At 49.0% G+C, this 18,024-nt stretch carries 16 protein-coding genes; 2 read left to right on the top strand and 14 right to left on the bottom strand.

The genetic code is table 11. The annotated features are described in order from the left end of the window. Positions 1-10: 10 nt before the first annotated feature. The 4 genes from LRP50_RS10270 to lexA all read right to left on the bottom strand — a co-directional run bounded on the left by LRP50_RS10270 (position 11) and on the right by lexA (position 4,376). Positions 11-565, bottom strand: a complete 555-nt coding sequence (locus LRP50_RS10270; protein WP_274164373.1) for a cytochrome c oxidase assembly protein — start codon at positions 563-565, stop codon at positions 11-13. Between the two features lie 12 nt (positions 566-577). Continuing rightward, positions 578-2,164 carry a cytochrome c oxidase subunit I gene (gene ctaD, locus LRP50_RS10265; RefSeq protein WP_274164372.1) on the bottom strand — a complete coding sequence of 529 codons (1,587 nt, stop codon included), beginning with the start codon at positions 2,162-2,164 and terminating at the stop codon, positions 578-580. 12 nt (positions 2,165-2,176) lie between these two features. Continuing rightward, positions 2,177-3,325 (bottom strand): cytochrome c oxidase subunit II, encoded by a 1,149-nt coding sequence (gene coxB, locus LRP50_RS10260; protein WP_274164371.1) that lies wholly within the window; start codon positions 3,323-3,325, stop codon positions 2,177-2,179. 430 nt (positions 3,326-3,755) lie between these two features. After that, a complete protein-coding gene (gene lexA, locus LRP50_RS10255) occupies positions 3,756-4,376 on the bottom strand; it encodes a transcriptional repressor LexA (protein ID WP_274164370.1) in 621 nt (206 codons plus the stop codon). Between the two features lie 244 nt (positions 4,377-4,620). On the opposite strand from lexA, the gene plsB reads away from it, so the two are divergent. Continuing rightward, positions 4,621-7,053 carry a glycerol-3-phosphate 1-O-acyltransferase PlsB gene (gene plsB, locus LRP50_RS10250; RefSeq protein WP_274164369.1) on the top strand — a complete coding sequence of 811 codons (2,433 nt, stop codon included), beginning with the start codon at positions 4,621-4,623 and terminating at the stop codon, positions 7,051-7,053. Between the two features lie 133 nt (positions 7,054-7,186). Here plsB and ubiA read toward each other — a convergent pair whose 3' ends face one another. Together ubiA and LRP50_RS10240 are read right to left on the bottom strand one after the other, a co-directional pair. Beyond that, positions 7,187-8,044 (bottom strand): 4-hydroxybenzoate octaprenyltransferase, encoded by an 858-nt coding sequence (gene ubiA, locus LRP50_RS10245; RefSeq protein WP_274164368.1) that lies wholly within the window; start codon positions 8,042-8,044, stop codon positions 7,187-7,189. Further along, the gene (locus LRP50_RS10240; RefSeq protein WP_274164367.1) at positions 8,045-8,581 is read right to left on the bottom strand and encodes a chorismate--pyruvate lyase family protein; all 537 of its coding nucleotides are present in this window, start codon (positions 8,579-8,581) and stop codon (positions 8,045-8,047) included. A 157-nt stretch (positions 8,582-8,738) separates the two neighbouring features. Between LRP50_RS10240 and LRP50_RS10235 the strand changes: the two genes are divergently transcribed. Then, a complete protein-coding gene (locus LRP50_RS10235) occupies positions 8,739-9,149 on the top strand; it encodes a flagellar basal body-associated protein FliL (protein WP_274164366.1) in 411 nt (136 codons plus the stop codon). A 64-nt stretch (positions 9,150-9,213) separates the two neighbouring features. Here LRP50_RS10235 and glpD read toward each other — a convergent pair whose 3' ends face one another. The 8 genes from glpD to ftsY form a co-directional block, all read right to left on the bottom strand. Next, entirely contained in the window at positions 9,214-10,731 is a 1,518-nt protein-coding gene (gene glpD / locus LRP50_RS10230) for a glycerol-3-phosphate dehydrogenase (RefSeq protein WP_274164365.1), read from the bottom strand. A gap of 225 nt (positions 10,732-10,956) precedes the next feature. Next, positions 10,957-11,718 carry a DeoR/GlpR family transcriptional regulator gene (locus LRP50_RS10225; protein ID WP_274164364.1) on the bottom strand — a complete coding sequence of 254 codons (762 nt, stop codon included), beginning with the start codon at positions 11,716-11,718 and terminating at the stop codon, positions 10,957-10,959. A 109-nt stretch (positions 11,719-11,827) separates the two neighbouring features. Further along, a complete protein-coding gene (gene glpG, locus LRP50_RS10220) occupies positions 11,828-12,676 on the bottom strand; it encodes a rhomboid family intramembrane serine protease GlpG (RefSeq protein ID WP_274164363.1) in 849 nt (282 codons plus the stop codon). Between the two features lie 21 nt (positions 12,677-12,697). After that, on the bottom strand, positions 12,698-13,030 hold the full coding sequence (gene glpE, locus LRP50_RS10215; protein WP_274164362.1) for a thiosulfate sulfurtransferase GlpE: 333 nt from the start codon (positions 13,028-13,030) through the stop codon (positions 12,698-12,700). A 324-nt stretch (positions 13,031-13,354) separates the two neighbouring features. Continuing rightward, on the bottom strand, positions 13,355-14,224 hold the full coding sequence (rpoH, locus tag LRP50_RS10210) for an RNA polymerase sigma factor RpoH (RefSeq protein WP_274164361.1): 870 nt from the start codon (positions 14,222-14,224) through the stop codon (positions 13,355-13,357). A 123-nt stretch (positions 14,225-14,347) separates the two neighbouring features. Further along, entirely contained in the window at positions 14,348-15,253 is a 906-nt protein-coding gene (gene ftsX, locus LRP50_RS10205) for a permease-like cell division protein FtsX (protein ID WP_274164360.1), read from the bottom strand. Next, on the bottom strand, positions 15,246-15,911 hold the full coding sequence (ftsE, locus tag LRP50_RS10200) for a cell division ATP-binding protein FtsE (RefSeq protein ID WP_028025785.1): 666 nt from the start codon (positions 15,909-15,911) through the stop codon (positions 15,246-15,248). The genes ftsX and ftsE overlap by 8 nt, the downstream gene beginning before the upstream one ends. Positions 15,912-15,916: 5 nt before the next feature. Continuing rightward, positions 15,917-17,866, bottom strand: coding sequence for a signal recognition particle-docking protein FtsY (ftsY, locus tag LRP50_RS10195; protein ID WP_274164491.1), 1,950 nt, complete (start codon positions 17,864-17,866; stop codon positions 15,917-15,919). Positions 17,867-18,024 lie beyond the last annotated feature (158 nt).

The following is an 18,024-nucleotide window of genomic DNA, read 5'->3' as shown; positions in this document are numbered from 1 at the left end:
CTCACTGCGGTTACTGAGTGACTGGCTCAGTTTTGGCGCTAAACAGGGTGTAAGCCAACGTCAGGGTATTGATGTCGTCAGGAATTGCCGGGTCTACATAGAAAACCAATGGCAACTCTGCATCTTTCCCCGCCTCTAATGGCTGGCGGTTAAAGCAGAAGCATTCAATTTTGTTCAAGTACTGAGCCGCTAACCCCGGAGAAACCGATGGTACTGCTTGCCCAATGGAATTCATGGTGGTGTTGTTCGTCGCACGGTAGGCAATGGTGTGCGTTTCCCCTGGGTGGACTGTGATTTTTTTCATTTCAGGCGTGAAATCCCAGCCAAGGCCAGGATTGATATAAGCCACAAACTCAACGGTGACCTCTCGAGAGAAATCCACTTGCTGGCTTTCCTGCGCAGCAATGTCAGACGTTTTACCGTTGATGCCTGTTATGTCACAAAACACGTCATACAAAGGAACAAGGGCAAACGCAAAGCCGAACATCAGTACAGCCATGCCCGCCAGCTTTAACGCTGAACGACCTGACTGTTGTTGTATGTTGTCGTCTTTTTGTTCGCCCATTCAAACCTACCTTTAATCAATTTTCGGTGGCGTAGAGAAGGTGTGATAAGGCGCTGGAGATGGAATTTCCCACTCCAAACCTTCCGCGCCTTCCCAAGGCTTCGCGGGTGCTGGCTCACCGCCGCGAGCACATTTCACAACCAACACCAAGAAAATCAGTTGCGAGAAGCCAAACAAGAATGCCCCTACACTCACAATCGCGTTGATATCAGCAAACTGAAGAGCATAGTCAGGGATACGGCGCGGCATACCTGCCAAGCCAAGGAAGTGCATCGGGAAGAACAAAATGTTGACCGAAATCAGCGAGCACCAGAAGTGCCATGATGCCAATTTGTTGTCATACATGTGCCCTGTCCACTTCGGCAACCAGTAGTAAGCCGCCGCCATGATGGAGAAGATCGCCCCCGTCACGAGAACATAGTGGAAATGCGCCACCACGAAATAGGTGTCATGGTATTGGAAATCAGCCGGTGTGATCGCCAACATCAACCCTGAGAAACCACCAATGGTGAACAACACAATAAAGGCGAGTGCAAACAGCATGGGGGTTTCGAACGTTAACGAGCCACGCCACATGGTGGCTACCCAGTTAAACACTTTCACGCCTGTCGGCACGGAGATCAGCATGGTGCAGTACATGAAAAACAGTTCTGCAAACACAGGCATCCCTGTCGTAAACATGTGATGCGCCCACACAACGAAACTCAAACCCGCAATGGACGCGGTGGCGTAAACCATGGAGGCATACCCAAAGAGCTTCTTGCGTGAAAATGCTGGAACAATGGCGGATATGATGCCGAAGCTTGGCAAAATCATAATGTAAACTTCAGGGTGACCAAAGAACCAGAAGATATGCTGGAACATCACGGGATCACCACCACCCGCGGCATCAAAGAATGAGGTGGCAAAGTATTTATCGGTGAGCACCATGGTCACCGCCCCCGCGAGTACGGGCATCACGGCAATAAGCAAGAAGGCCGTAATAAACCATGTCCAAACGAACAGCGGCATTTTCATGTAAGTCATACCTGGGGCTCGCAGGTTCATGATGGTGACAATCACGTTGATGGCCCCCATGATAGAACTGATACCCATAATATGAATGGCGAACACAAACAGTGCGGTACTGTCAGGAGAATAGGTGGTCGAAAGCGGTGCGTAGAATGTCCAACCGAAGTTAGGACCACCACCTTCCATAAACAGTGACATGATCAGCATCAGAAATGCGAACGGTAGAATCCAGAAGCTCCAGTTGTTCATGCGTGGCAATGCCATATCTGGCGCACCAATCATCAAAGGAACCATCCAGTTGGCTAGCCCTGTAAAGGCTGGCATCACCGCACCAAATACCATGATAAGTCCATGAACCGTTGTCATCTGGTTGAAGAAATTTGGCTCAACCAACTGCAGCCCAGGTTGGAACAGCTCAGCACGAATCACGAGCGCCATGGCTCCGCCAAGCAAAAACATGCTAAAGCTGAAGATCAGATACATGGAGCCGATATCTTTATGGTTGGTTGTCAACAGCCAACGCATCACCCCGCGAGGTTTATGATCATGGTCATCATGATCGACCTGATCGGGAGTCATATCCGTCATTACCGTTTCTCCTTAAAGATCGTCACCGTTAAGCACTGCATTAATTTGAGATGCTTGAATGACATCCCCCGTGTCATTACCCCATGCGTTTCGCTCGTAGGTAATGACCGCAGCCAATTCTTTCAAACCCAGTTGTGCGCCGAAAGCTTGCATCGCTGTACCATCTTTGCCGTGAATCACTACGTTCAGATGCTCAACAAGCCTGTCCGACTTAATCGCCATATCGGATTGCGCCAATGCTGGGAATACACCAGGCAAACCGAGGCCATTGACTTGGTGACACGCTGCACAACGAGAGTTGTAAACGTCCTCACCCAGTGTCATCAGTTCGTCCATATCCATGTTCATCGACAGCAGTTTCTGTTCTTCTTCACGCACTTTCGCTTGTGCCAATGCCGTCTCTTGCACCCATTCATTGAACTCATCAACTGGCTTGGCAATGACCACTATCGGCATAAAGCCATGGTCTTTACCGCACAATTCCGCACATTGACCACGGTAGATGCCGGGCTTGTCGATTTTTGTCCACGCCTCATTAATGAAGCCTGGGTTCGCATCTTTCTTCACCGCAAACGCAGGCACCCACCAAGAATGGATAACGTCTTCAGAAGTGATCAGGAAGCGCACCTTCTTACCCACAGGTACCACCAAAGGGCGGTCCACTTCGAGTAGGTAATTTTCACGCTTTTTGAGTTCGCCATTAATTTGAGCTGAGGAAGAAGCGAGCAGAGAGAAAAACGACACATCATGGTCGAAGTAGCGATAGTGCCACTTCCACTGAGAGCCAGTAACCTGAATGGTAATGTCTGAGTCAGACGGGTCTTCCATTGCTAACAGCACACGCGTAGCGGGAACTGCCATACCAATAAGGATCAAGAATGGAATTAATGTCCATAAGATCTCCACTTTGGTGCTTTCATGGAAATTTGCTGCTACTGCGCCTTTGGATTTGCGATGGTGCACAATCGACCAAAACATAATCCCAAAAACCACAACACCAATCGCGACACAGATATACAGAATCGTCATGTGCAGGTCGTAGACCTGCTCACTGATATTCGTCACCCCTTTTGTCAGGTTGAACGAAGACTGTTCATCTGCAGCGACAGCAGCAAATGATGGGAGGAGCGCGAGCGTAGATAGAGTTTGGCGAGTCGTCACCGGATCCCTCCTAGAAGTCACTACGCAAAACAGAGATTCATTGGGCGCAGCAAACAGAAACATCGATTAACACTTCATTTACAATTAAAACTAGGCAAGGAATGAGGAAAGAACAAAAAATGGACTGCAAAATGCGCTGAAACTTGATGCCAGCCACGAAATTACGAGATGAAGACAAGTGTTTCATCCTTAACTTTTATCGACAAATTCGCTAGCGAGAACGAAATTTTGCGAACGGTAACTCACTAAATTAGAGAGAGTTTAATCGCGAATTAAGGGATATATACAGTAGGGAAAGGGTGAAAACAGAGGGATGAAGACACCCCGAGGATAGGGCTTGTGGCACAAGAAAAAGGTAAAAGAAAGGCGGTTAGCATGCTTTCGCCACTAACCGCCTATTATTCTCAGTCATCTTGGATTTGGAGTGGTATTACATCCAGTCGCTGTTGCGAATAACGCCAACAGCAATACCTTCAATGGCTAAGTTCTGATGTGTTAAATCGACCACAATAGGTGAAAACTCTTCATTTTCAGCATGTAACCAGACTTGCGTGCCTTTACGTTCTAGGCGCTTAACCGTCACATCGTCTTCAACACGCGCAACCACCACCTGACCATTACGCACATCTTGTGTTTTGTGCACGGCGAGTAAGTCACCATCCATAATACCGATGTCTTTCATACTCATACCGCTGACACGCAGTAGGAAATCAGCGCTCGGTTTGAACAAACTTGGGTCAACCTTATAGTGCATTTCTACATGCTCTTGCGCCAAAATTGGCTCACCGGCTGCCACTCGACCGATCAGAGGTAGCCCATCATCATTGGCGGATTCCGTTGTAAGCAGTAAACGGATGCCACGTGATGCACCAGGTACGATTTCAAGCACGCCTTTTCGCGCCAGCGCCTTCAAATGTTCTTCCGCGGCATTCGCTGAGCGGAAGCCCAGCTCTCTCGCGATCTCGGCACGGGTTGGTGGCATTCCCGTCTCGTCGATTTTTGCTTTGATAAGATCAAAGACTTGCTGCTGTCTTGCGGTTAACGGCTTCATAATCAGACCTGTCTTTTTATACAGTTAACTGTGAGTATATCCAGTGTTTAACCAGTTGAAAAGGCGCATTTTGCACCAACTCGGTTAACGACCCTCTCAGAGATCACACTTTTCTGTTTAATCTCGCATTGCCTTTACTGCCTCACGGGTGACATAAGCAGGCGTATTAGTGTCATTTCGCTGCAAGTTCGCGAATGTTTTCTGCTAGACTTGCCACGCACAGAATATAAGAGGCTGCGATCAGATGTCTGCTTGCCAATCGTTTTATCACAAGTTACTGAATTTACCTTTATCGGTACTGGTCAAGACGATCAGTATCCCGTCAGACCCGATTAACCAACTGGGCTTCGATCTCACGCGCCCTATGGTTTACGTTCTGCCGTTTCGCTCTCATACCGATCTGCTCACGTTGCGCAATATATGCCTGCAACTCGGGTTACCAGACCCACTTGAGCCCTTAGAACTTGGCGGGAAAAGTCTGCCACGCTATGTCTTCATATCAGAAGGCAAACGCATGTTCAAACAAGGCGATCCGGTTCCTGAAGAGTCCATAGAACTGTTTACTGAACTGCTCGAACTGCACAAGCGCGACTCTGAGCTTGATATTCAGTTGATCCCAGCATCTGTGGTTTGGGACAGAAGCCCTGGCAATGAATCGCGCCCTGTCGCTGCATCGTTGCAAGCCATGAATGGGCTGCAAAAGTGCTACACAATTTTGACCTTAGGTCGCGACAGCATGGTGCGTCTAAGCAACCCTGTTTCGCTGCGATTCATGGCAGACAAGCACGGCACCGACACCACTATTGCTAACAAACTCGCCCGTGTTGCTAAAATCCATTTCTCACGCCAAAAGATGGCGGCATCTGGCCCAGGACTGCCTGATCGACAGCTGCTTTTCAAGCGCCTGCTAGCGTCCAAAGCAATCGACAAAGTGGTACAAGACGAAGCTGCCAGCCGAGATGTGCCTGTCGAAAAAGTGCGTAAAGAAGCCATCGATATGATGGAAGAAATTGCCGCGGACTTTTCACCAAGCATGATTCGCTATGCCGATCGCCTACTTACGTGGCTTTGGAATAAGCTGTATCAAGGCATTAATATCAATAATGCCGAGCGTGTGCGTAAGCTTGCCCAAGACGGTCATGAAATTGTTTATGTGCCCTGCCACCGCTCGCACATGGACTACGTCCTACTTTCTTATACCCTGTATAAAGAAGGTTTGGTTCCGCCACACATTGCGGCAGGGGTGAATCTTAATTTCTTCCCAGCCGGGCCGATTTTCCGTCGTGGTGGCGCATTCTTCTTGCGTCGTACCTTCAAAGGTAACCGCCTCTACTCCACCGTGTTCCGCGAATATTTGGCAGAACTGTTTGCCAAAGGCTATTCGGTTGAGTATTTCTCCGAAGGTGGTCGTTCACGCACAGGTCGCTTGCTACCCGCTAAAACTGGCATGCTCGCAATGACCATCCAAGCCATGCTTCGCGGTCTAAAACGTCCGGTTACTTTGGTGCCAGTGTATATCGGCTACGAACATGTAATGGAAGTCAGTACCTACGCGAAAGAGCTGCAAGGTAAGCGCAAAGAAAAAGAAAGCTTCGGCCAAGTCGTCGGCATTCTGCGCAAGCTGCGTAACTACGGCAAAGGCTATGTGAACTTTGGCGAACCGATTCAGGTTAACCACTTCCTGAATGAGAAAGCACCGAACTGGCACAAAGACATCGACCCTATCGAGCCTCAACGCCCAAGCTGGCTAAACCCAGTGGTGAATGAGCTAGCAGATCGTATGATGACGCAAATCAACGATGCGGCAGCCGCCAATGCGTTAACGCTTTGTGCCACAGCTTTGTTGGCCTCTCGTCAACGCGCTCTGAGCCGTGAAGCGCTTGAAGAGCAGTTGAACATTTACCTCGAATTACTACGCCAAGTGCCGTATTCATCAACCAGTACAGTGCCAGAAGACACGGCGCAACAGTTGGTTGAACATGCATTAAGCCTGAACAAATTCGTGGTAGAGAAAGATTCATTAGGTGAAGTGATTTCATTGGATCGTCATCAATCCATTTTGATGACCTACTACCGCAACAACATTATTCATCTGTTTGCGATTCCATCATTGATCGCGCAAATGCTGGTGTTCAAGACCAGTGTGAAACGTGAAGCCTTGCTGGAAACAGTACGTCAGCTTTACCCACTACTTAAATCTGAGCTCTTTATGAGCTTTGATAACGAAGCACTGGAAAGCTACGTGGATGCCGTGATCATTGAGCTAGAGCGTCAGTCATTGCTGACCATTGATGGCGACACCTTGCAAAGAGCGTCAGGTAAACTGAATCAACTTCAGCTGTTAGGCCGCACCATTGCCGAAACCTTGCAACGCTACGCTATCACTATCACTTTATTCTGCCACGAGCCGGATGTATCAAAGTCCGATCTTGAGCAGCAAAGTCAAATGATGGCGCAACGCTTGAGTCGCCTGCACGGTATCAATGCACCAGAGTTCTTCGACAAAGGCGTATTCAGTACTTTAGTGGATTCATTGCGTGCAGAGGGTTACCTCAATGATGAAGGACACGCCAAAGAAGAGCACATTGAAGCCCTGCAAGAAAGTGTGTTGGGTTTAATTTCGCCAGAAGTACAGCTCACGATTCAAGCGATTCTGAATCAGCCTTCTGACGCGTAACGACGCCGCTTCAAGCAAACAAAAAACCCTCGCCATTGGCGAGGGTTTTCTTTTTTATGCTTATCCGGTTTTCTCTGGAACGAGAGCGATATGCCATTGTGTCGTTGCGTTTCGCGGCAAAGAGACTGTATTGCTAGAGCATGACAGCCAAGCCGACGCCGACAAATACCAACATGCCGACGTAATTGTTATTCAAGAAAGCTTTAAAGCAGGCGTCTCTGTCGCGCCCTTTTGCTAGCCATTGTTGGTAAACAAACAGCGCCGATGCCACTAATAAGAACCAGTAATATATCGTCGACAACTGAGACAGATACCCGACGAGTACTAGCAACAATAAGGTGATGAGCTGAAGCACACCAATCGCAGCCTTGTCATACTTACCAAACAAAATCGCCGATGATTTGATGCCGATTTTCACATCGTCATCTCTGTCGACCATGGCATAAAGGGTATCGTATGCGACAGTCCACGCGACATTGGCGAGAAACAGCATCCACGCAACTGGCGGCAGTTCTCCAGCCTGCGCCGCGTAGGCCATCGGGATCGCCCAACTAAACGCCATACCCAGAACCAGTTGTGGCATATGGGTGAAACGCTTCATAAACGGGTAAATGGAGGCAAGCGCCAGCGCCACCACCGAGAGTTTAACCGTCAGTGGGTCAAGCGTCAGAACCAGTAAGAAAGCGCCAAGCACTAAAAAGGCAAAGAGCGCCAACGCTTCTTTGGCGGAAACAAGTCCAGAGGGAAGAGGACGCGCTTTGGTACGCTTTACATGACCGTCGAGGTTGCGGTCAGCAAAATCGTTAATCACACAGCCTGCCGCTCTCATCATGATAACGCCAAGTACAAAGACCACCAGCACCTTCGGATCTGGCACGCCATCAGCAGCAAGAAATAACGCCCACAGGGTTGGCCATAGCAGCAACAAGCTACCAATGGGCCGATCCATCCGCGTTAATTGCCAAAACGCTTTAGCTTTGGCTGCATCCATTTAGCCTTCCTCCTGATAGATCGGTGCATGAGGCAGAAACAATTCAGACACCAGCATCGGTTTGTCATTCACCCACAAACGGGAGCGGCGTGCTAACAAGGCTTGTCCATCACAGACAAGGTGCGCAACTTCGATTGCATCACGACGCGCATTAGCCTGATTAAAAACACGCTGTCCCAACGGGACGGCACCCAAATCTGCGATGTCTTGCTCGCGTTCAGTCAAGGTCGACATCGGCACCAAGGTTCGTGCACAAAGCCAGGGAGTATCGTCGCCTGACAGAACGACCTCTCGCACCAAACATGCTTGGTCGCCAAGTAATTCACGTTCATTATTCGACAAGACTTCTTTGCCGACTTCGTGAAGACCCAGCACTTCCACCGTTAAGGTACGGCAGCAGGCTTTCAAGCGCTCCGTCATTGAATGGCGCTCAAGCAGCCACCCACCTTCCTTTGTTTTTTCCAGCAGTTGCCAGTCTGGAGCCACCCAATTCGCTGCCAAAAGGGCTTCTACATATAATCGCTTGAAATTTGACATTTTATCCTGAGCCAAAGAGCAAAAAAACAACAAAACTTTCGCCGAATCTGCCATTAATGTTTAGTATTAATAGTGCGCTATTGTACACAGCTGTGCGAACGCATGCGCAGCTAAACTACCATAAGAGATTCATTAAATCTGGGGTTTGGCAAAAACCATGAAAAAAAATACGACCGCCATTTTCACCTTATTATTGACGCTGCTGCTCTCAATTCCATCCATTGCAAATGCGGAAGAGGAAGCCGCGAAATATAGCTATTTCACGCTTGAGCCTGAAATTACCACCAACTTTATTACCGATGGTCGAAAACTCGGTTTTATCAATGTTCGTATCGACTTAATGGTTGATGACCCGTCGCTCATCCAGATGCTGGAATATCACCAGCCGTTGATCCGCGACACCATCATTGAAGTGTTGGCTCAAGAGAATGAAGTTCGCGTCAAATCCTTATCAGGACGAGAAGCGATTCGAAAAGCCTGCTTAGAGAAGGTCAATGAACTGCTGCTGGCTGAAACCAATCAAAAGGTACTGGTAGACCTGCTGTTTACCAAATACCTCTACCAGTAGTTAAAGACAAATAAAAAAGCGCACCCTAAGCGGTGCGCTTTTTTCGTGTACGCATTCGTTAAAGTTAAGCGCTGATCGCCTGATCGGCCAACACACGACGATATTGCGCCACGTAATCGCATACTCGTTGCTGCTCTTGCTCGGACAAGTACAAACCCAGCTTGGTACGACGCCACAATAAGTCCGCGCCTGTCTGCACGTATTCAATAGCCATCAAGTAGTCGACTTCTTTTTGCGTTAGGCCACTGCCAAATTGCTCGCCCAAATCAGAGGCCGACTTCGCATCCTCTAGCCATACCAAAACACGCGAACCATAAGTGGTCGCCAATCGGTTTATGGTCATTGCATCCATCCATGCGAAATCTTGGGTCAACCTAGTCTCAACGTCATTGAAGGATGTTATTCCCTCTCCGCCAGGAAGCACGCTCTCAGCAGTCCAAGCCTTACCCATGTCAGCAAAGAAAGGTTCAAGCTTGTTCACCGCGGCCTGCGCCAGTTTTCGATATGTGGTCAGTTTGCCACCAAACACCGACAAAATCGGCGCATCACCGCCATTTTCATCAAGATCGAGGGTGTAATCGCGCGTCACGGCTTGCGGTGAGTCTGACTCATCATCACACAGTGGACGCACACCACTGTATGTCCATACCACATCGTCAGCAGTCAGTTGTTTAGTAAAATGTTGGTTGAAGACTTTCAGCATGTACGCAATTTCATTGTCATCAATAGACGCCTTTCGCGGGTCATCATGATGCTCAACATCCGTCGTGCCAACAATCGAAAATCGATCCAAGTAAGGCAGTACAAAGACAATACGACCATCTTCATTTTGCAAAATATACGCCGCAGACCCATCGTGCACTCTTGGCACCACAATGTGACTGCCCTTTATAAGGCGAATACCGCGAGGGGATTTGAGCGTAGTGCTGTCATCATAAAACTGCTTAACCCAAGGGCCCGATGCATTTACCAACACTTTGCAATGACGAATAAATGTCTCGTTTGTCAGTTGGTCGACAATCTCAACTTCCCAGTGAGCGCCCAAGCGTGTGGCTTTAGTGACTTTGCAGCGATTACGCACTTCCGCGCCACGCTCTTGCGCATCCATGATATTGAGCACCACCAATCGCGCATCGTCCACCCAACAATCTGAGTATTCAAAGCCTTTTGTAATTTCCGGTTTTAATACGGAATCCGCGCCAAACCGAATGCCTTTGCTCGCGGGGAGGCTAGTGCGTTTTCCGAGATTGTCATAAAGAAAGAGGCCGGCACGAATCATCCATGCAGGACGAAGATGAGGACGATGAGGCAAACGAAAACGCATGGGCCACGCGAGGAAAGGTGCTTTTTTCAACAGAACTTCACGTTCAGCGAGCGCTTCACTCACTAAACGAAACTCATAGTGCTCAAGATAACGCAGACCACCATGAATCAGCTTCGAGCTTGCTGACGAAGTCGCTGATGCAAAATCATCAGCCTCAAACAACGCCACTTTCAGGCCACGCCCCGTTGCATCAGCAGCGATGCCCGCACCATTTATCCCGCCGCCAACTACCAGTATGTCCAACATTTCTGCGCTCATTCCACCTTCTGCCCTATCTATTGTCTCACGTTCATTGTGTCGCACCGTACAGCGCAACTTATCGGCACAACCATTCATTCGAACATTTAACTTTCGTTTACGAACATTCTAGTGCAAAAAATGAGCGTGTCTAGTGACAATGTGGTGAAAAACGCAACAAAACGCGCATACAAAAACGCCACCTGACGGTGGCGAGAGTAGAGGTAACAACAACGACAGGAGCAATTACAGGATGATTTCGACTTGTGTATCAGCGTCTTGCAGGAGGATAGCGATAGATTCAGGCAAGGCCGCATTGGTGAAAAGCATATTGATTTGTGCAATGTCACCCACGTTGACCATGGCGTTACGACCAAACTTAGTATGATCCACCGCGAGCATCACGGAGCGGCTGTTTTCCATGATGGCTTGCTTAACGCGCACCTCGTGGTAATCGAAATCGAGCAGGCCACCATCAAGGTCGATGCCGCTGATCCCCAAAATACCGAAATCAAGACGAAACTGAGAAATGAAATCCAAGGTGGCTTCACCCATGATGCCGCCATCACGATTACGGACTTCTCCGCCCGCCATGATGATCCGAAAGTCTTCTTTCGCCATCAAGATGCTCGCCGCATTGAGGTTATTAGTCACGATACGCAGATCTTGGTGGTTAAGCAGAGCCCGTGCTACGGCTTCGGGCGTGGTGCCGATATCAAGGAATAAAGTTGCACCATCAGGTATGTGTGAAGCCAACGCCAGCGCCAACTTATTCTTGGCGTCTTGCTGCATCACTTTGCGTGCATCATAGGCTGCATTCACCGAACTTGATGGAATGGTCGCACCACCGTGTTGACGTCGGATTTTGTTTTCCGCTGCCAGTTCATTCAAATCTCGACGAATCGTCTGAGGGCTTACGTCAAAAAAAGCCACCAAATCATCAGTGCTGACATACCCTTTGCTTCTAACTAAATCGAGAATTTCTTGATGTCGTAGCGTTTGCTTCACGGTGTCCTCTGCGCTAGCACAATGTCAGATTTTAGTTTACGTGGCTGCCTGCGGCTTGCCAACGAAAGCAAGCCCAAGGGTCAGCACGCATCACACTACTCACTAAGCATTAGGAAGGATTTCTCGCAGCTCGGGAAAACTTCGCATCAAACACGGCAATAGCACAGCCTGAAACCAAACCAAACAAATGCGCCATGTTGGCGATAGCCATACCAAACGGTTCAAAGAATCCGGCGACGAACCACAACAGCATAAAGCCGACGTAACTCGGTTCTATCGACAATCCGCGAGAAGGTGCCAATGTACCCATTAGCCACAAATACCCCATCAAGGCATAGATCACACCGGACATGCCGCCAAATGCAGGGCCTTCAAACATATACTGCCCTAAACCAGAAAATAGCGCGGTGAGCAAAAACAGCTGCACCAGTTTGGCACTACCACATAATTTTTCTATTTTACCGCCCAGCACCCACCACCACAGCAGATTAAACACAATATGGGTGGCGGAAAAATGCAGCAAGGCATGGGTAAACAAACGCCACAGTTCCCACTGCTGGTCGTCCGTTGCAGGGAAATGCAGTAAAGAGAAGACCTCATTGCCAAACCCAAGGGTCAACCCCGCATAGGCGACAATGCATACCACCATGATAGACAGCGTAAACGGTCCAGCATTTTGTCTCAGTGAAGCCAATATGCCCTGCTTGGGGTAAGTAAAATGCGCAGTACGGCTTTCCGCCATTTCCCATGAAGCTGATTGATATTTACGTGCCGTGGGGTTTTGCAAAAAGGCGTGAAGTTCAGACTCTGCTTCAACTTGATGTTGATCATCAGTTAGCCACAAGGCAAATTGCCCTTCCCCTTCCGGCATCATTTGAATGTCGATCTCTCGCGATGCCATGTAGTCAATGAATGCCTGTCCAGCACGAGGGTTAGAAATTGCAATCAGCCTTACCATTCAAGCCTCTTTCTCGTTGTTCTAATCGTTATTACCTACAACTGGCAACGACTGTCGATGCCAGGCTTCAAATCCACCATCTACACTGTACACCTGCTCAAAGCCTTGGTTAACCAAATATTGTGCCGCACCTTGGCTACTCACACCGTGATAGCAAATCACAAGTACGGGTTGCTCATAATCAACGTTCTGACTGAATTGCACCATGGTATCGTTGGTAAGATGAAATGCGCCCTGTGGATGAGATAGCGAAAATGACTGAGGATCCCGAATATCCGCGATCACTGCGTTCTGATCGTTGTCCTCAAGTAGCTGCCAAGCATCCAAAACGGAGATATGCGCAAATTGTTCCATGAGTTATTCCACTCCCTGCCATTATTCAAAATGCTGAGATTTCACGTAATTACTGGGAAACAACAGCGAAAACACCATTGTACCTGAGTTTTGCGCAATCCTTGCCACAGAGAAATAATGGGCTTTGTACGATTTTTAGTCGCCTGTGGAAAAATCTGTGGATTGCGTTGATAAAGTAGGATCTCAGAGAAAGATCCACAACATATAGTGTTGATCGTAATAAAGCTGTGGACAAGTGATCTGAGCCCTAGAGCGATAAGGCTTTATTAGAGACAAAAAAACCGGCGATAGGCCGGTTTTTAACGATCAAAGAGGGTGGCAAGATCATAATGCGTCTTCGCCAACCGCCTCTTTCAATTTTCTCATCGCATTCTTCTCTAACTGTCGAATGCGTTCAGCAGATACTTGGTAGTGATCTGCCAATTCCTGCAAGGTTGCTTTGTTGTCATCATCCAACCAACGCGAACGAATAATATGCTGGCTTCGTTCATCTAGCCCTGACATCGCATGAGCCAGTCGGCGGTTGGCATGGTCTTCCCAGTTTTGATCTTCGAGGTTGATGGCAACGTCTGAACTTTTGTCTTCTAAGAAAAAGACTGGAGCCACAGGGCCTGAGCCTTCACGCTCATCATCATCAGCACCACCATCAAAACCTGCATCTTGCGCCGCGAGACGAGATTCCATCTCACGCACTTCTGATGCATCAACACCCAGCTGCTCGGCAACCAAGTTCACTTCTTCAGCGTTAAACCAACCAAGACGTTTTTTCGACTTACGCAGGTTGAAAAACAGTTTACGCTGAGCCTTGGTCGTCGCGACTTTCACAATACGCCAGTTACGCAAAACGTATTCATGAATTTCAGCTTTGATCCAATGCACGGCGAACGACACCAGTCTCACACCCACTTCTGGGTTAAAGCGCTTAACCGCTTTCATTAGACCGATATTACCTTCTTGCACTAGATCAGACACAGGCAGTCCGTAACCGGAATAACCACGGGCAATATGAACAACAAATCTTAGATGAGACAGGATCAGGCTTTTCGCCGCATCCAAGTCTTCGTCATAGTGCAGACGTTCTGCAAGCTCCCGCTCTTCATCAGCTGACAGCATTGGGTGGCTGTTTACCTGACGTAGATAGCTATCCAAGCTATCTCTGGAGATCGGAGCTAGTGCATGCATCTCTGCTGTCATTTTCACCTCTTTTCGAATCTATCGAACACTCATGGTCAAAAAAGACCAAAGGCATACTCTACTCATGTACAAAAAAACTGCAAGCCCGAGTACATATTCTCTACATTATGTGACCATTCCCTGTTAGACAGGTTCAATGTCTCGCAAATGTTTTCCTGCGGCAAGTCTGGCGGCTAACAATCCAATCAGGCCAGCGACCATAAACAGAATCAAGGTTTCATCGACACCTAAGCCACTGAGACGAAAACCACTGCTATATAATGTAGCCAATTTCGCGACGGCTGCATCAAGTAGTAATCCGTTCACCGTTGCAACAATCCACGCGACCACGGCTCCAGACAATGCCAACCAAACACCCGTGTACAAATAAGGCCGCAGGATATAACTGTCCGTCGCCCCCACAAGCTTCATCACTTGAATTTCTTGTTTTTGGTTGAGTACCTGCAATCGCAAGGTATTACCGACGATAAGGAACACCGCCATTAGCATCAGACCGGAGAACACCCAAGTTAATGTCAGCACCAAGGATTCAATCGCCGCCAAACGCTGCAACCAATCACTATCAAGCCGTACTTCTTCTATGCCAGATTCTGCACGCAGTTTAGACGCCAACGCGGTGACGGCCACGGCATCATCACTATTGGGTGTCACCACGATAACCCCTGGTAATGGATTATCATCGAGTAAGCTGACCGCTTCATCAAATCCTTGGATCTGACGAAGCTCTAACAAGCCCTGATCCGGAGAGATATACGCAGCCGAGCCAATTTCGGACCACTGCAAAAGCTCTTCACTGAGTGATGTTGCGCTATTTTCCGGCATGTCATCGAGATACACGGTTAACTGATTCGGCGCTTGCCATTGCGTACTGACGGCAACCACATTTTTCGCCAACATATACAAAGTAACAGGCAGTGCGAGCGAGAATGCCAGTGCCAGCACCGTCAACAGGTTACCGGTTGGGCGTGCTAACAAATCTTTTAATGCTTGCCCGCATTGCTGCTTATGCAGCGACAAAAAATTAGCCACGCGCCACCTCCGACAAATGCCCCTGATTCAGATCGAAGCGACGCATGTCGTATCGGCTCAGTAAGGAGGTATCGTGTGTTGCCATGAGTACCGTGACACCCACTTGGTTGAATTGACGAAACAATTCCATGATTTGTTGCGACAGTGCCGCATCCAAATTCCCCGTTGGTTCATCAGCAATCAACACCTGCGGACGGTTAACCACCGCGCGAGCAATGCCCACACGTTGCTGCTCACCGCCGGACAACTGGATCGGCAAACACGCCGCTTTGTCCAACAAACCCACTTTATCCAACGCAGCCGATACACGCTTTTTCACGTCAGATTCATTAGCCTGCTCAATACGCAGAGGCAGTGCCACGTTGTCAAACACAGTTCTGTCCATCAAGAGCTTATGATCTTGAAAAATCACGCCAATGTGTCGACGTAAAAAAGGAATATCTTTTCGGTCAATACGCGAAATATCGTGGTTATTGAACAGTATTTTGCCGTCACTTGGTCGTTCAATGGCGCACAACAGTTTCAGCAAGGTACTTTTGCCAGCCCCAGAGTGGCCGGTCAAAAATGCCATGTCCCCTTTGGGCAAGTGAAAGCTTACTTTTTGTAGTGCTCGCTGCCCACCACGGTAGGCTTTACTAACCTGCTGAAACTGGATCACGCCTATCAGTCCTCCTGACTAAACAGTGCTTCTATAAAGTCTTCCGCCACAAACGGTCTTAAATCGTCGATCCCTTCACCCACACCGATGTAACGGATAGGAATGTTGAACTGATCGGCAACCGCAAAGATAACGCCACCTTTTGCCGTGCCATCGAGCTTAGTCAGGGTAATACCTGAAAGCGGTGCGATGTCATTGAACAAACGTGCTTGGCTGATAGCATTTTGGCCCGTACCTGCATCAATGGTCAGCATGATTTCATGTGGTGCATTCTCATCAAGCTTCTTCATCACGCGGACGATTTTTTTCAGCTCTTCCATCAGGTTAGCTTTGTTTTGCAAACGGCCTGCAGTATCAGCAATCACGACATCAACATTACGTGCTTTTGCAGCTTCAATCGCGTCATAGATCACTGATGCGCTATCTGCACCTGTATGCTGGGCAATGACAGGGACTTTATTACGCGCACCCCAAACTTGTAGCTGTTCGACTGCAGCCGCACGGAAAGTGTCACCTGCGGCAAGCATGACAGACTTACCTTCTTGCTGGAATTGCTTCGCAAGCTTACCAATGGTGGTGGTTTTACCTACACCATTGACACCCACCATCAAGATCACAAATGGGCCGTCTTTCTTGGTCACGTCCAGAGGTTTCTCTACCTGACTCAAGATACCTGCCATTTCTTGTTTAAGCAGGCCATACAAGGCTTCACCATCTTTCAACGCCTTACGTGATGCGTTATCAGTTAGGTTGTTGATGATTTTTGTCGTGGTGTCCATGCCAACATCGGCAATGAGCAATTGCTCTTCGAGCTCTTCAAACAGCTCATCATCAATTTTCTTACCACTGAACAGGCCAAAGAAACCCGCACCAATGTTTGCTTTTGTTTTTTGAAGTCCACGCTTTAAACGTGCAAATAGACCTTCACGTTTAGGCTTTTCTTGCTCAGCGTTTGCTTTCGCATCAGCTTCCGCTTGAAGGCGAGCAGCCTCTTCGGCTTGTGCCTTCGCATCCGCTTCTGCTTGAAGGCGAGCAGCTTCGTCGGCTTGGGCTTTTGCATCCGCTTCTGCTTGAAGGCGAGCTGCCTCTTCAGCTTGAGCTTTCGCATCCGCTTCTGCTTGAAGGCGAGCAGCCTCTTCGGCTTGTGCTTTCGCGTCAGCTTCCGCTTGAAGGCGAGCAGCTTCGTCGGCTTGAGCTTTCGCATCAGCTTCCGCTTGAAGGCGAGCAACTTCTTCAGCTTGAGCTTTCGCATCCGCTTCTGCTTGAAGGCGAGCAGCCTCTTCGGCTTGTGCTTTCGCGTCAGCTTCCGCTTGAAGGCGAGCAGCTTCGTCGGCTTGAGCTTTCGCATCAGCTTCCGCTTGAAGGCGAGCAACTTCTTCGGCTTGAGCTTTCGCGTCAGCTTCCGCTTGAAGGCGAGCAGCTTCTTCAGCTTGAGCGTTTGCGTCAGCTTCTGCTTGAAGGCGAGCAGCCTCGTCGGCTTGAGCTTTTGCATCCGCTTCTGCTTGAAGGCGAGCAGCTTCTTCGGCTTGCGCCTTCGCATCCGCTTCTGCTTGAAGGCGAGCAGCTTCGTCGGCTTGAGCCTTCGCATCAGCTTCCGCTTGAAGGCGAGCAGCCTCTTCAGCTTGAGCGTTTGCGTCAGCTTCTGCTTGAAGGCGAGCAGCTTCTTCGGCTTGAGCGTTTGCGTCAGCTTCTGCTTGAAGGCGAGCAGCCTCTTCAGCTTGAGCCTTCGCATCCGCTTCTGCTTGAAGGCGAGCAGCCTCTTCGGCTTGTGCCTTCGCATCCGCTTCCGCTTGAAGGCGAGCAGCTTCGTCGGCTTGAGCTTTCACATCCGCTTCCGCTTGAAGGCGAGCAGCCTCTTCGGCTTGTGCTTTCGCGTCAGCTTCCGCTTGAAGGCGAGCTTGTTCAGCCTGTTGTTCTTGTTCGTCGTTCTTGCGGCCGAAACCCAGCCAGGACATAAATCCGCGTTTCTTTTTTTCTGCCATTGGCAAATCCTAAAGCATGATTGGTACAATCAGCGCGATAACATCGAGCTGATCTTAAACTGTGAGCACTGCGCCTTATTTATGCAGTGTGGTAACGGCGGTATAGTACATACATTGCGGCGCAGAAAATT

This window comes from Enterovibrio gelatinilyticus, from assembly GCF_028683095.1.
In the GTDB taxonomy this organism is placed as follows: Bacteria; Pseudomonadota; Gammaproteobacteria; order Enterobacterales; family Vibrionaceae; genus Enterovibrio; species Enterovibrio gelatinilyticus.
This window is presented reverse-complemented; position numbering and strand designations above follow the sequence as displayed.

What these genes read in the sequence shown, in the direction of transcription:
- glpE (WP_274164362.1), bottom strand. Translation starts at nt 13,030, where the DNA reads ATGGAACAATTTGCGCATATCTCCGTTTTGGATGCTTGGCAGCTACTT.
- glpD (WP_274164365.1), bottom strand. Translation starts at nt 10,731, where the DNA reads ATGAGCGCAGAAATGTTGGACATACTGGTAGTTGGCGGCGGGATAAAT.
- glpG (WP_274164363.1), bottom strand. Translation starts at nt 12,676, where the DNA reads ATGGTAAGGCTGATTGCAATTTCTAACCCTCGTGCTGGACAGGCATTC.
- LRP50_RS10270 (WP_274164373.1), bottom strand. Translation starts at nt 565, where the DNA reads ATGGGCGAACAAAAAGACGACAACATACAACAACAGTCAGGTCGTTCA.
- plsB (WP_274164369.1), top strand. Translation starts at nt 4,621, where the DNA reads ATGTCTGCTTGCCAATCGTTTTATCACAAGTTACTGAATTTACCTTTA.
- ctaD (WP_274164372.1), bottom strand. Translation starts at nt 2,164, where the DNA reads ATGACGGATATGACTCCCGATCAGGTCGATCATGATGACCATGATCAT.
- rpoH (WP_274164361.1), bottom strand. Translation starts at nt 14,224, where the DNA reads ATGACAGCAGAGATGCATGCACTAGCTCCGATCTCCAGAGATAGCTTG.
- LRP50_RS10240 (WP_274164367.1), bottom strand. Translation starts at nt 8,581, where the DNA reads ATGTCAAATTTCAAGCGATTATATGTAGAAGCCCTTTTGGCAGCGAAT.
- ftsY (WP_274164491.1), bottom strand. Translation starts at nt 17,866, where the DNA reads ATGTCCTGGCTGGGTTTCGGCCGCAAGAACGACGAACAAGAACAACAG.
- lexA (WP_274164370.1), bottom strand. Translation starts at nt 4,376, where the DNA reads ATGAAGCCGTTAACCGCAAGACAGCAGCAAGTCTTTGATCTTATCAAA.
- ubiA (WP_274164368.1), bottom strand. Translation starts at nt 8,044, where the DNA reads ATGGATGCAGCCAAAGCTAAAGCGTTTTGGCAATTAACGCGGATGGAT.
- LRP50_RS10235 (WP_274164366.1), top strand. Translation starts at nt 8,739, where the DNA reads ATGAAAAAAAATACGACCGCCATTTTCACCTTATTATTGACGCTGCTG.